Raw genomic sequence first — 14,172 nt, forward strand, 5'->3', positions numbered from 1 at the left:
CGCAGATTATCTCAGACAAAGCATTTAGCTTTATTTTTCTAGCAGGTGATATGACCACAAATGAAACCTTAATATAGAATGAAAAAAATCACTTTATCTTTTATCCTGATGCTCAGTACAGCAACGTCCATCTTCGCTCAGGAATCTAAACCGTATGAAGGAGTTCCCGGTTGGGAAGCATCCAAAGACCAGCGAATGAAATGGTTTAGGGAAGCCCGGTTTGGCCTCTTTATTCATTGGGGATTGTATAGCGCTGCCGGTGGCTCCTGGAATGGCAAGGTCTACCCTCAGCATTATGCAGAATGGATCGAAACCTGGGCCAATGTTCCGAGTAAGGAATATAGCGAAACCCTAAAGCCAAAGTTTACAGCGGCAAAGTTTAAGCCGGAAGTATGGGCAGCACTGGCCAAAGAAGCAGGAATGAAATATATGGTGATCACCTCCAGACATCATGAAGGTTTCAGCATTTTCAACAGTAAAGCTCCTTATTCCTTGAACAATCCGGTCACAGGGGGGACAAACATCTCTCCGAAAGGAAGGGATTTATATGGGGAAACGGTTGCTGCTTTTAAAAAGGCAGGACTGAAAACCGGTGCCTATTATTCTTTGCTGGACTGGCAGCATCCTGATTCTTACCATACTTTTAGAAATAATCCGCGTGTGCCGGGAACGAAACCGAACCATGAGGTTTACAAAAATTACCTGTACGATCAGGTGAAAGAGCTGGCACAGAATTATGGCAAAATGGATGTGCTATGGCTGGACTATAGCGGGAGAGATACTCAGGGGGAAACCTGGGGAACCAAACGCATTCTTACAGACCTGATTAAATGGCAGCCGGGTATCATCGTGAATAACCGTTTCTGGGATGGCCTGGAAAATAAAAACGGTGATATCGGGACACCTGAAAAATATGTTCCGCCAGCAGGTTTACCTGGAATGGATTGGGAAGTGAGTCATACGATGAATGAAAGTTATGGCTATAGTGCTCATGATCAGAACTGGAAATCTTATGATAAGATGATGAACCTGTTCCTGGAGACGGTAAGTAAGGGAGGAAACTTCTTATTAAATATCGGTCCGGATGGGGAAGGACAGATTCCTGAACAAGGCGTAAAGATCCTGAAGGAAATTGGGGCATGGATGAAAGTAAATAATGAAGCGGTATACGGCACTACGGCTAGCCCTTTTTCATCACTGGATTGGGGATATGCTACGCAGAAACCGGGAAAGTTGTACCTCGAAGTCTTTAATCCTCCTGCAAATGGAGTGTTGGACCTTCCTTTGTCCAGCGCGATTAACAAAGCGTACATCTTAGGGGCTAAAGGAAAAGCATTGCTGGTTAAGACAAGTGCCAATGGCAAGACGATTCAGCTTCCTGCTGATTTTTCCGGGCCTAAACCAATGGTGATTGTTACAGAGATCAAAGGAAAGCCGGTCGTGCTGGCTCAACAACTGAGCTCACTGAAAGATGGAAGTATTGTGCTGAATGCGAACAATGCAAAACTAACCGGCACTGGAGGAATTAAGTTAAAAGGAGCATCAACCCATGATCCAAACAGACCGAATACGATCGCTTTCTGGACCAATAAAAATGATCATGCGTATTGGGATCTGAAAATTCAGAAACCAGGAAAGTATAAGGTGATGATCAATTATTTCGCGGCAGGGGATGCGGCTGGAAGTCTTCAGTTTAAGCTTGAAAGTAATTTGCTTAATTATACCATTCCAGCTGGAAATACTGCAGGTTTTAAAGATGTTGAGGCTGGAGTGATTGAGGTTTCGCAACAGGCGATAGGAGCAGCATCACTAAGACTGGAATTAAAGGCGACAGGGATCACTGGCAAAGCTATGCCGGAGATCAGCAGCATTACATTGAAGCCGATTTAGTCTGCAAAGATATCATTGAAAGCCCGGTTGATTTAGTTCAGCCGGGCTTTTTTATAAAGATGTCACGTCCTGAAAACAGTTGACTATTTATTGTACTTTTGCCGGCAAAGAACAGATTATGGAAGCGACTGAACTAAGAATCGGGAATTATACAATGGATCATGGTCATCCTGAGCAAATCCCTTATGGATCTGATATTGATTCTGCAGGATTGATGGACCCGATCTTATTGACAGAAGAATGGGTGGTTAAGTTTGGTTTTGAGCGTTTCGAATTTGAATATGAAGAGGGGATAGAGATCACTTATGTATTGGAAAAGAAGAATGGTCATCAGTTCGTGCTGGGCGACAATCTTCAGCCTATGGATGGGGAAATCGCCATGCTGGATTATAAACTGCAATATGTGCATCAGCTTCAGAACCTTTATTTTGCACTTACAAACGAGGAGCTAAAGATAAAATAGGTTACTTTTTCGTGTATATTGCTTTTAAATAATGAATGGTTTTTATGAGCATCAATATTAAAAAGCTTTTACTTTCTTTCCTGATGGCATGGACCATCAATTTATCTTATGCCCAAAAGGCGGAAACAAGTCATTATCCATGGTTTCCATTCCAATGGTTAGGCAGCAAAATAAATGGTAAATATCATGCTAAACTGGCAATGGCTATACCTGTATCCTTTAACGATAGAAAAGGGAATATGCTCTTGCAGTTTGACCTGGGAAGTGATGCAACAATAATGTATGAAAATAGTCTGGCAAGCTATTACGGGACCATGGAAGAAGTTAAAGCATTATTACCTGCTAAACCGGATACCGGAAGGTCTTCTGCAGGAATCTTACATGCCTCCTTAAAACCAGTTTCCCTGAAAATAGGGCCTAACATCAAAACTGATGCAGGGATCTTCCTCAATTATGGATCTAAGATCGCTCAAGATTCCCTGAGTACCGGAAAGGAAAATCTGGTTGGAAGCCTTGGTGCCGATTTTTCTAAAGATAAAGTGTTAATCATTGATTATGCAGGCGCCAGAATGTGTGTTTTGGATACGCTTGATAGCCACCTGAAAAAGGAGATTGATTTTGTCGATTGCAAATTAGAAAAAGGAAGAATGTTGCTTCCCCTTAAAATTGCAGATCAGATGAAATGGGTATTATTTGATACCGGAGCGAGTTTGTTTGATCTGGGAACGACCAGGGAAAACTGGCAGCAGCTCTCCGCAACTCAACTTCCTGTGGACTCCCTTGTGGCAGGCTCCTGGGGTAAAAAGACAAATTTTTATAAAGGAATGATAAAGTCGAAAGTATGCCTTGGCAAGGTCCAGTTAAAAAATCCTGCTGCATGGTATTCCGACAATCCGCTCCTGGAAGACTTTTATAAGTCGGAAGCGCTCTTCGCTCTGGTTGGAAATTCACTCTTTTTTGAGGATACCGTTGTCATTGATTTCAAGAACGCAAGGTTTGGAATCCTAAAGAAAAAACGGGTTATATAAAGATATCAATATACTATTGATGTTCTGATATCTTATTGTACTGCCAAAGTACATTGATGATTTTCCACTCTCCATTTGTCTTAACGATGTGCATATAGTCAAACCATTCGTCGGCAATTAATTTTACGGATGCGGTTAAGGCAGATACATCAAGTAATTTAATCTCTTTCCTTGGCGTTTTTGGGAACTTATCACCAGCGGTATTATAGGTTTCTGCAAGAATGACCAGGTTTTCGGCTGAATATTCAGAAACAAAATCTTTTTGTGTCTTCTTGTTTTTGAAGACCGATCTTTTCACTACCCGGGGGTGTAAAGCATCCTGCATTTGCCTGGGATTTGGCGTATGCTGAGACTCAATATAAGCAAGTGCTACTCTTTTGATGTCCAGCGTATCCTGTCTGGTCTGGGCCTGAACTTTCAAAGTGCTCATCGCGATGAGTAGGGAGAAAAAGAAAATTAATTTCATGAATAAATTTAAGTTAGAAATGCTCAGCTAAATATATATAATTTTCAAATAAAAAAGCCGTCCTGAAATTTCACAAAAAAAAGCTACCAAAACATCATCGACACCTTAAAAAAGTAAGGTTAGCTTTTCAATAGCTGATTTTGCAATGAGCTGATCATGTGCTTAATCTCCATCAGATCGTTTTCCTGTTCCGGAATTTCCTGGCTCTGGTAACTATGAAACTGCCACAATTCCAATACTTCAGCAACAGGTACACGATAAGGTTGGAACAGCTTATTTAAAGATTCCAGCAGTATTGTTCCTTCTTTTTCAAGCGTCACCTGCTTAAATACAAATTCCTGTTCTCCTTTCAATACGACAATGCAAAGGCTGCGGGCTTTTAGATGCTGCCAGTCGGCCACAAACCTACAGATCACTTCAGCACCTTCCGGAATTGGTAACATGGAAGCACCCGTAGTAGGGAACATCCGGAAAGTGCCGGATTCAGGAAGATTGGGAAGCGAAAATCTGGGCAAAGAGGCCAGGAACTCAGGATCCTTATATCCGGCCTGATAACCGGCCTTCGCTTTTACAGGGATATATTCCATATTTTCTTTGTTGTCCTTATCCACTGTAATCGCCAGTACACGGAGATGACCTCCCTGTAAATAAATGTCGGTTCCAGCCTCCAGTTCCCGGAGTTTGAGTTCTGAAATTCTGGAAAGCTCCACCTTCAGCAGGCTGTCTATACTGATCTTAAAAGTATTTGAACAATTAATGAGGTCCTCCGGCTGGGGAGCTTTAGTTTGCCCGCTTTCCAGTGCATTCAGCTTAGAACGGCCTATACCAAGGCTTTCTGCCATCATTTCCTGGCTCAGTTTCTTCCGCTCCCGGAGGAACTTAATATTGGCGGAAAAAAAAACTTTTTGAGTATTCATTTTGTATTGTTATTATTAGTGTCAAATATTTGACACCAATCGTGTCAAATGTACTAATTTTAAAATTAATTGTGATGGAAGCAGCGGCGAATAAAAGTGAGATCATTGAAAAACTGAAAAAGGACATCCTTTTAATGCAGGGATTCTCTGCCGTTTTAGATCATGGGCGCCCGGATATTGGTCTTGGGCCAATGGAAAAAGCCTTTCCTAACCATATTTTTCCGACCGCTGCGGTACATGAATTTGTGAGCGCCAATGCATCATCATCTGCAGCAACAACAGGTTTTATGGCTGGCCTGATCAGTCATTTAATGAAAACAGAAGGCACCTGCCTTTGGATAGGCGCGCGACGCCAGCTTTTTCCGCCTGGCCTTAAGGCTTTCGGAATCTCTCCGGACCGGGTGATTTTTATAGACCTGCAGCGCGAAAGGGATGTCCTTTGGGCAATCGAAGAATCCCTGAAATGTGGCGCCCTGACTGCAGTAGTAGCTGAACTCAAAGAAATCAGTCTTACTGAATCCAGGCGACTACAGCTTGCAGTAGAAAAAAGCAGGGTTACCGGTTTCCTGCACCGTTGCAATCCTCAAAAAACAAATCCTATTGCCTCTGTTTCCCGCTGGGAGATTAGTCCTATCGCCAGCAATCTGGAAGCGGGTGTTCCGGGGGTAGGTTATCCCCGCTGGAATGTAGAACTGCAAAAGATTCGCAATGGCAAACCCGGAAGCTGGCAATTGGAATGGTCGGCAGGGCGGTTTAGCCATTTAACAACTGTAGCAACATCAAATACTTTTATTCAACAAACAGGATAGTATGTCAAGGCGATACCTTACGATATGGTTCCGTCATTTAACAACGGATCAACTCGCTATCCGTAAACCGGAGCTGAAAGGGGAGCCCTTTGTACTGGCCGCTGCAGAACGCGGGCGAATGGTGGTGAAAGCTTGCAGTGCCGCAGCTATGGATAAAGGAATTGAAGCGGGGATGGTACTGGCTGATGCAAGAGCCTTAATCCCTAACCTGGAAGTTCTGGATGACCATCCGCTAAGAGGTGAAAAGTTGCTTCGTGCCCTGGCCGAATGGAGTTTGAGGTACACACCGATTGCAGCTGTTGATTTACCGGACGGCCTGATTCTGGACATTAGTGGCTGTGCACACCTTTGGGGCGGGGAAGGGCCATACCTTAAAGATATTTTAAGTAAGCTCCGTAAACCGGGTTATGAAGTTCGGGCGGCCATAGCAGATACCATAGGCGCTTCCTGGGCAGTATCCCGCTTCGGGAAAATCAGTCCGGTTATCGAGCCGGGGGCTCATATTGATGCACTGCAGTCTTTGCCACCAGCTGCATTGCGGTTGGAAGCCCCGGTGCTGGACCGTTTGCAAAAACTAGGCCTGTATCAGATCCGGAGTTTCATCAATATGCCGCAAAGGGTTCTGCGCAGGCGTTTCGGACAGGATTTGCTGAACAGACTGGATCAGGCTTTAGGCCTGGTGTCGGAGCCGATAACGCCAATACAAGCGATCGTTCCTTATCAGGAAAGTCTTCCATCCCTGGAACCTATCCGTACGGCTACGGGCATTGAAATCGCCTTGCGGAAGCTGTTGGAAATCCTTTGTCAGCGGTTGTTTCGCGAAGGTAAGGGAATGAGGAAAGGGGTGTTTAAGGGGTGCCGGATCGATGGGGAATTGCAGCAGATCGAAATCGGGACAAATGAACCGGTGAGAAATGTGGGACATTTATTTAAACTGTTTGAGTTGAAGATCGCTACGATTGCACCGGGATTGGGAATAGACTTGTTTGTTTTAGAAGCACCTGTGGTAGAAGAACTTTCCATCCAGCAGGAGAGCCTTTGGGCAGCAAGTAACCAGGAACACCTCGCCATCGCAGGTTTGCTGGACCGGCTGGCGGGGCGATTTGGTGCGAATACCATACACCGCTACCTGCCTGATCAGCACCATTGGCCGGAGCGCTCGATCCGGGAAGCCAAAAGTTTACAGGAAAAACCGGCCATCGACTGGCCGGAGGATCAGCCCAGGCCCCTCTGCTTATTGCCCCGGCCCGAAAGGATCCAGGTCACCTCGCCAATTCCGGATTATCCACCCATGCTGTTTATCTATAAAGGGACGGTTCATAAAATCAGAAAAGCGGATGGACCGGAAAGAATTGAGCGGGAATGGTGGATCGAACAAGGCCTGGTTAGAGATTATTATCGGGTAGAGGATGAGCAGGGCGCACGTTACTGGGTATTCCGGTCGGGTCATTATCATGATGCAGAGCCGGAATGGTTTATACATGGATTTTTTGCCTAAAGAATTTACCTAAAGAAGAGAGAGATGAGTTACACGGAATTACAGGTAACCACAAATTTTAGTTTCCTAAGAGGTGCTTCGCATCCTGAAGAAATGATCCAGCAGGCGGTATCGCTTGGCTATAGCGCAATTGCGATTACAGACCACAATACCCTTGCGGGGATTGTCAGGGGGCATGCTGCTGCCAAAGCAAATGGCATCAGGATCATTCCTGCCTGCAGGCTCGACCTGGTCGATGGCCCAAGCCTCCTGGCTTATCCAACAGATCAGCCAGCCTATGCCCGTTTATCCACTTTACTTTCTACAGGTAACCTGCGGACAGAAAAAGGCAAATGTGAATTGTATAAAGCGGATGTTTATCATTTCTCCAAAGGCATCAAATTCATCACTGTGCCTCCAGGTAAATTAAATGCGGAGTTCGATTTAGATCCTGCTTTTAAAACTGCTTTAAAAGAATATAAAGACGCATTTGGAGCCAATCTCTATCTGGGTGCCTGCTTTTCCTATCGGGGTGATGATGCGAAAAAACTGTACCGGATTTCGGAGCTTGCTGCTCAGATCGGAGTAGCAATGGTGGCCACGAATGATGTGCATTTCCATCATCCTGACCGGCGCGAACTTCAGGATATCGTGACCTGTGTACGGGAAAAGTGTACGATCTATAATGCGGGCTATCACCTGTATCAGAATGCAGAAAGATACCTGAAACCTGCAGTAGAAATGGAGCGCCTATTCAGGCAATATCCGGATGCCATCAGACGGAGTCAGGAAATCACGGAGGCTTGTCAGTTTTCCCTGGACCAGCTGAAATATGTCTATCCAGAGGAAATCACCACCGAAGGACGTAATCCGCTGGAAGAATTAACCCACCTGGCCTGGAAAGGGGCAAAGGACTTTTTTGGAGAGGAGCTGCCGGAGAAAATTACCACTGCGATTGAGTACGAGTTGAAATTTATTGAGGAAATGGACTATGCAGCCTATTTCCTCACCGTATATGATATTGTTCGCTTTGCAAGGGAACAAAATATCCTGTGCCAGGGCAGGGGATCTGCCGCCAATTCAACGGTCTGTTTCTGTCTGGGCATCACTTCGGTAAATCCCACCAAATTTGAATTGCTTTTTGAACGCTTTATCTCTTCTGCGAGAAATGAACCGCCCGATATTGATGTGGATTTTGAGCACGAACGGAGGGAAGAAGTAATTCAATATATTTATAATAAATATGGGCGTGACCGTGCGGCGATTGTAGCCACCGTTACCCAGCTTCACCGGAAAGGAGCCGTGCGTGATGTGGCAAAAGCGATGGGACTGTCCTTAGATGCGGTAGACCGTCTTTCTAAATCGATGTGGGAATTTACAGACGAGTGGCTGGAGGGTAAAGTGACCTCTGATCATGGATTTAAACACGATGATCCGCACCTGATGAAGATCCTGCAGCTCACGCAGCAGTTTATCGGTTTCCCCCGTCAGCTGGGACAGCATACCGGTGGTTTTGTGATCACCAGGGGGAAGCTGAGCGAGCTTTGTCCGATTCTGAATGCGCGCATGGAAAACAGAACCTGTATTGAATGGAATAAGGATGATATTGATGCACTCGGCTTCCTTAAAATAGATGTCCTGGCATTGGGAATGCTGACCTGTATCAGAAAGGCCTTTGACCTGGCGAAACAACATTATGGTCTTGACCTTACCCTGGCCAATATTCCTGAGGATGATAAGGAGGTGTACGATATGATTAGTCATGCAGATACGATAGGCGTGTTTCAGATCGAGAGCAGGGCGCAAATGTCTATGCTGCCGAGGTTGCAGCCGAGGAATTTCTATGACCTGGTGATCGAAGTGGCCATTGTCCGCCCGGGGCCGATTCAGGGGGATATGGTCCATCCTTACCTGAGGCGACGCAATGGAGAAGAGGCCATTACTTATCCTTCACCAGAACTCGAAGCTATTCTTGGGCGTACATTAGGGGTGCCCTTGTTTCAGGAACAGGCGATGAAGATTGCTATTGTTGCTGCAGGTTTCACACCGGCAGAAGCAGATGAATTGCGCCGGAGTATGGCGAGCTTCAAATCACATGGAAAGGTGAGCAAGTTCCGGAAGAAGCTGGTGGACGGCATGATCGCAAAAAATTACGAAAGAGATTTTGCGGAACGGGTATTTAAACAACTGGAAGGATTCGGAAGTTATGGTTTTCCTGAAAGTCATGCGGCAAGTTTTGCTTTGTTGGTGTATGTTTCCTGCTGGCTCAAGCATTATTATCCGGATATTTTTGCGGCGGCTTTACTGAACAGCATGCCTATGGGATTTTATCAGCCCGCACAGATTGTCAGTGATGCGAGGAAACATAAAGTAGAGGTCAGGCCAATTGATGTGAACTTATCCTCCTGGGACAATACGCTGGAAGAGCTATCCGGCAAATACTGTGCAATGAGATTAGGTTTCCGTCAGGTGAGCGGTTTGAACGAAGACGATATAAACCTGCTCGTTGTCGGACGTGAACAGGAACCTTATCGCCATGTCCATACTTTAATGGAAGCCGGTGTACCCCTGACTGCATTGGAAAAATTAGCCGATGCAGATGCTTTCCGCTCTATGGGAATGGACCGGCGACAAGCCTTATGGGAAGTAACAGCACTTGCCGACCGCCCCTTGGGATTATTTGAGGGGGAACTGAAGGTAGAAAGCACAGAAGAGCAACAAATCCAATTGCCAAAAATGGCTTTGTCGGAACACGTGGTTCAGGATTACAGTACCACGGCCTTATCCTTAAAAGCCCATCCGGTAAGCTTTATCAGAAAGGAACTGTTTCACCGTCAGGTACTCTCTGCTAAAGAATTGAAGCGTTGGCCTGATGGGACGCTGGTCCGGGTTTGTGGATTGGTATTGGTAAAACAGAGACCGGGAACGGCGACAGGTGTTTGTTTCATTACGATTGAAGATGAAACAGGAATAGCGAATCTGGTGGTTTTTCAAAAGCTGTTTACAAAATTCCGCAAGGAGATTTTAAGGGCAAAATTGCTCATGGTAGAAGGGAAGTTACAGCGGGAGGGTGAAGTCACACATATCGTGGTCAGGCATTGTTATGACCTGTCCGGTCTTTTACAGGGCCTTGTGGAAACAGATATTAAAAAAGGGAAACAGGTGATACAGGCGGAACTCTTTCCGGAATCAAGAGATTTTAAATAAACAACCAGGTTAGGGGATAAATCATGTCTTTTTCATCAGCCCGGCCATTACTCCAATCCTGATGAAAACAGGGCGTAAGAAATTATAAAGTAAATAGCTGATGATGGCCAGAAAGGAACTAATGATAATTGGTAAAACACCTCCGAAAGCATACACCAAACCGAGGATAAATCCTAAAAAGTATTCTGCCTTATAAATAGGAAAGAATATGGCAACGACAAAAAGTCCCTGAAATAGAAAACCTGATATCTGCGGGTTTCCTGTTGTGAAGGATACGGCTAAAGTAACTGCATATATCAGGGCAATTAAAAAAGGATAAACTATATGTTTAATGGAATTTTGATCGATAGACCCGTTTTCAAAAGTGATTCGTTTTTTGATCCTGTTCAGTAATAAATAGCTTGCTAAAGGAACCGTAATTGCTCCCCACCAATTTGATATTTTCGGTAATTCTTTTTTTGCCAATAAATGATGACTTGGTACTCCTCCATGGAAGTGGTCCCATAGCAATAAAGCCCATATAGAGAGACTGATTACTCCCAGGGCATATAGACCCGCTTTATGAATTGATTTGTCAGTCATCGTTTCTTTTAGTTAAAGGTCAATCTCTTTACCCTAAGATGAGTAATTAATTGTTTTGTTACACATAAGTCATCGTGGCATGAATAACGGGAATTTTAACTAATTTTTTATTGCCCGGCTTTAAACTCTATTAATTGACATAAAGAATAAGGAATAATTGACGGGTTAAATTATATATTTGAAAATAAATAAACGAATACTATGAGTGTGATTTTTAGCCTTGATTTAAAAAGCATGAAATTTCCTTTAAAAGGAAAGGGTTGGGCATACCTGATCTTATTTATCTTAATCGGTTCGGGCTGTAAACGGATTGTGAAACAAGACGCTCAGGAGGTCCCGATTGTTTCAGCAACAGACTATAAGGCCGAAATGAAGAGAATTATGGGCTTAAAGCTGCCGCAGAAAACAATTGTAATTGATCAGCAGTATAGTTTTAGCATACCCGCTCATTATATTTTTAGTGTACAAAAGCTGGTAGGGGCCGACGTGCAGGAGCTGGGAAAGATGGACCTTTCGGCTTTAAAGGATAGCATTTCTGTCATCTCTTTTGGAAATGTTCTTTCCAAAGATGAGCGTTTGTACGAGCAGAGTATCATGATCATCCCGGAAAGCGATTCGACATTGCTCTCTGTGGAAGATATTAAAGCGGATTTCCCCAATGTGGAGACCGTTTACTTCCAGGATGAAAACAGCATTATCTTTGATCAGAATGATAATTTTATCGCCCTCCATCTGAAATATGATGCACTGCATAAAAGTTATATTTTTTATAAAGCGGAAATGGGCTGGAGCCAGAAACTTCCGAAGGAAGAGAAGATAAACCTCTTTTCTCATTTGATCAGGAACGCTAAAAACTTCACAAACAAAACTGATCCGGCGATTCAATTCAAGTCATGGGAAGAGTATGTACGTAACTTGCCTGTGATTGAAGTAAATATGGTCAAACGGTTTTTTAAAAAGCTGGAAAAAGAGCTGGTCATCTTCTTAGATGAAGGCGAAACCATAACCCCGAGAACTGAAGGTAATTATGAGCTTGCAGCATTATCCCGGTTGACGACAAACGAGCAATTGGGTTTTCTTAAATTTATTGATGCTGTTAAAGCAAATAAGGTCAGTGAATTAAACAATTCGGATTATAACCGCGATGTTTTTGAGGTCAGCAATCAAAACAAATATACCTTAAGCACCGATGGCAATAGTTATATTATAAATATCTCACGTAGAGGTTATGATGATGTATTTAATCCAGCTACAATAGAGGTGATTTGCCCAATCGATTATCGCAATAAAAGCTTTGTGCTAAAAACCATGGTAGATGATCTGCAGGCTACCGACGTAGACCTGTTCGTTAAAATCTTCAACTATTTTAGTAAACACTACACTTTAGATCTTAAATCAAAATAAGGAACACTTAAAATCAGACTCATGTTTAAATATCATATCATCCCTTCTTTCTTGCTTTTCGCGCTTATTTCCTGCAATCCTGTTGGAGCCGATATTGCTGAAATCCCTTTGAAGCGGGGGGAAGTGTCTTCGGCGGAAGGGATTGACTTAAAAAAAGGCGATAAAGTAACCATCTGGTCTAAGCTGGAGACAAATGATAAAGATGATTCCCCGGCTTTTAAGGTGAAGTATCATATAGAAAGCGCAGGGAAATCTTTGTTATATGATAGTTTAGATGTGTTTAATGGCAATCATCAGATCAATTCAAAGAAAACAACCGAATCTTATCGTTCTTCAAGCGACGATAAAGAGTCAACCATTTACTATACACAGCATGAGTTTGAAATTGAGAATACTCAATTTATTGTACCAAAAGACGGTAAGTATAATTTCGATTTTAAGCTTACACAAGACCTGAGCACTTTTTCTAAAGGATTTTCCATTATCCTGAGAAAATAAGAAAGACTATATATTATTTAAACGTTTCAATGTACTGCTCAAATTTTTCTGCGTCCTGTTCTTCAAAATATTCAGTATAAAATGATTTGTAAAGAATATAATGGATGATATAGTAAACCAGGGCCGAGGTGCTAAGACCTAACCATATAAAAGACAGGATCTTGCCTTTAAAGAAGGAAAGATAGCCTTCTGTGAAATCGAAAAATTCGGTTATATCTCCGTAGTACAGGAATATAAAGACCAGAAAAGGAACTATTTTGGTGCTTACCTTATACCTGCTCAGTAACACAATGGCAATAATGAATACCGGTATTCTGTAGAATATAGATGCCTCCCTGTATTCCGCAGGATCTCCAAAATATTTGTAAAGGATGTATAGGATTGTTATAACCGCATAAATGATCAGGTGGATGTTTCTGTTTTTCTTTAATTTTTCAACATAAGTGCCAATAGGTGCTGTGCTCTTTTTAACAAAGAGCAATACAAAAAAGGAAATCAGATTTAAGATGGGCAGCATCGATATGGCATTTAAAACGCCTAAATATTTCTGTAGTGTATAGTTTCTGTATTGAATTAAATTACCGAAAAACCTCCCGCTGATGATCAGTATGATCAGGTAGGAAAGGATATAACTGATCGTTGTTATTTTTAACGAAGAGGAGGAGAAAGATATGGAAAATATAGAACCAACCATGTCCATAATCGTCAGTAAGAGGATTGTATAGCTGATCATAAAGCCCCATTTAAAGAAAGGGTTTGAAATGGCTTGATGGTCAATTGGGTATATTAATTTTTTAATGGAATAAGCCCGGTTAGAAAGGTAAAGGAAGCCAATTAGCACCGCAATAGTTTTAAAAGAGATTACCAGGAAGATAATAGAAACGATGATGTCTTTTATGTATAAAGATTCCGCAGTTATAAATCCGGTATATTTATATAAGGAGTCCGGGTCTGAGGATACGGCATAGCTGAAAACTAATGCACTGCAGAAGGGGATGATCAACGATTTTAGCCTGGATATCCCTGCTGGTTTGGTTTCAGTTTTATAATAAAAGAAAGCAAAACAAATCAGCGGAATAAAAAAGGTGACAAACCTCATCGCATTATAAATGCTCATGCTGTTCTCTATATCTAAATGATAATCCAGAAAGGCCGACCAATCTGATTTGAAGATGTAGTAGGGGATAAAAAGGAGCTGTATCAGCACAGCTTTGGTAATGAGCTTATTCTTATAGAAATACCAGGCAAAAACCAGACTTTCTAAAAACCAGTTCTGTACCTGCCATAAATAGCCGTAAAAGGAAGTGTCCGGTCCGTAACTGTCTACAAAATAATTGCTTATTTGAAAAAATGCAACAATAATACCTAATATCCAAATAGAGTTAAGGGCATTTTGTTGTTTATCACTAAAGAGCAAGGTCATATTTATTA

The 14,172-nt window shown here is 42.8% G+C and carries 12 protein-coding genes; 8 read left to right on the forward strand and 4 right to left on the reverse strand.

All coding sequences use genetic code 11. The features are described from left to right. Positions 1-78: 78 nt before the first annotated feature. The 3 genes from BLQ87_RS03755 to BLQ87_RS03765 all read left to right on the forward strand — a co-directional run bounded on the left by BLQ87_RS03755 (position 79) and on the right by BLQ87_RS03765 (position 3,381). Positions 79-1,890, forward strand: a complete 1,812-nt coding sequence (locus BLQ87_RS03755; RefSeq protein ID WP_074604768.1) for an alpha-L-fucosidase — start codon at positions 79-81, stop codon at positions 1,888-1,890. Positions 1,891-2,008: 118 nt separating this feature from the next. Next, positions 2,009-2,353, forward strand: a complete 345-nt coding sequence (locus BLQ87_RS03760; protein WP_143010327.1) for a hypothetical protein — start codon at positions 2,009-2,011, stop codon at positions 2,351-2,353. A 44-nt stretch (positions 2,354-2,397) separates the two neighbouring features. Further along, positions 2,398-3,381: a hypothetical protein gene (locus tag BLQ87_RS03765; RefSeq protein WP_074604770.1), complete on the forward strand. Its 984-nt coding sequence runs from the start codon at positions 2,398-2,400 to the stop codon at positions 3,379-3,381. A gap of 13 nt (positions 3,382-3,394) precedes the next feature. On the opposite strand, the gene BLQ87_RS03770 is transcribed toward BLQ87_RS03765, so the two are convergent. Both BLQ87_RS03770 and BLQ87_RS03775 read right to left on the reverse strand, forming a co-directional pair. Continuing rightward, the gene (locus BLQ87_RS03770) at positions 3,395-3,847 is read right to left on the reverse strand and encodes a nuclear transport factor 2 family protein (protein WP_074604771.1); all 453 of its coding nucleotides are present in this window, start codon (positions 3,845-3,847) and stop codon (positions 3,395-3,397) included. 119 nt (positions 3,848-3,966) lie between these two features. Continuing rightward, positions 3,967-4,764: an XRE family transcriptional regulator gene (locus tag BLQ87_RS03775; protein ID WP_074604772.1), complete on the reverse strand. Its 798-nt coding sequence runs from the start codon at positions 4,762-4,764 to the stop codon at positions 3,967-3,969. 41 nt (positions 4,765-4,805) lie between these two features. On the opposite strand from BLQ87_RS03775, the gene BLQ87_RS03780 reads away from it, so the two are divergent. The 3 genes from BLQ87_RS03780 to BLQ87_RS03790 are packed head-to-tail and all read left to right on the forward strand — an operon-like array spanning position 4,806 to position 10,257. Continuing rightward, on the forward strand, positions 4,806-5,573 hold the full coding sequence (locus tag BLQ87_RS03780) for an ImuA family protein (RefSeq protein WP_245723788.1): 768 nt from the start codon (positions 4,806-4,808) through the stop codon (positions 5,571-5,573). A 1-nt stretch (position 5,574) separates the two neighbouring features. Then, entirely contained in the window at positions 5,575-7,071 is a 1,497-nt protein-coding gene (locus BLQ87_RS03785) for a Y-family DNA polymerase (protein ID WP_074604774.1), read from the forward strand. Between the two features lie 24 nt (positions 7,072-7,095). Then, positions 7,096-10,257 carry an error-prone DNA polymerase gene (locus tag BLQ87_RS03790; protein WP_074604775.1) on the forward strand — a complete coding sequence of 1,054 codons (3,162 nt, stop codon included), beginning with the start codon at positions 7,096-7,098 and terminating at the stop codon, positions 10,255-10,257. A 21-nt stretch (positions 10,258-10,278) separates the two neighbouring features. Here BLQ87_RS03790 and BLQ87_RS03795 read toward each other — a convergent pair whose 3' ends face one another. After that, positions 10,279-10,839: a hypothetical protein gene (locus BLQ87_RS03795; protein ID WP_074604776.1), complete on the reverse strand. Its 561-nt coding sequence runs from the start codon at positions 10,837-10,839 to the stop codon at positions 10,279-10,281. Between the two features lie 234 nt (positions 10,840-11,073). Between BLQ87_RS03795 and BLQ87_RS03800 the strand changes: the two genes are divergently transcribed. Together BLQ87_RS03800 and BLQ87_RS03805 are read left to right on the forward strand one after the other, a co-directional pair. Further along, complete coding sequence (locus tag BLQ87_RS03800; protein ID WP_143010328.1) at positions 11,074-12,243, forward strand: hypothetical protein; 1,170 nt, start codon at positions 11,074-11,076, stop codon at positions 12,241-12,243. A gap of 21 nt (positions 12,244-12,264) precedes the next feature. After that, on the forward strand, positions 12,265-12,741 hold the full coding sequence (locus tag BLQ87_RS03805; RefSeq protein WP_074604778.1) for a hypothetical protein: 477 nt from the start codon (positions 12,265-12,267) through the stop codon (positions 12,739-12,741). Positions 12,742-12,754: 13 nt separating this feature from the next. On the opposite strand, the gene BLQ87_RS03810 is transcribed toward BLQ87_RS03805, so the two are convergent. Further along, positions 12,755-14,164: a hypothetical protein gene (locus tag BLQ87_RS03810; RefSeq protein WP_074604779.1), complete on the reverse strand. Its 1,410-nt coding sequence runs from the start codon at positions 14,162-14,164 to the stop codon at positions 12,755-12,757. Between the last annotated feature and the right edge of the window lie 8 nt (positions 14,165-14,172).

The sequence above is a fragment of the Pedobacter steynii genome (assembly GCF_900103665.1).
Taxonomy (GTDB): Bacteria; Bacteroidota; Bacteroidia; order Sphingobacteriales; family Sphingobacteriaceae; genus Pedobacter; species Pedobacter steynii.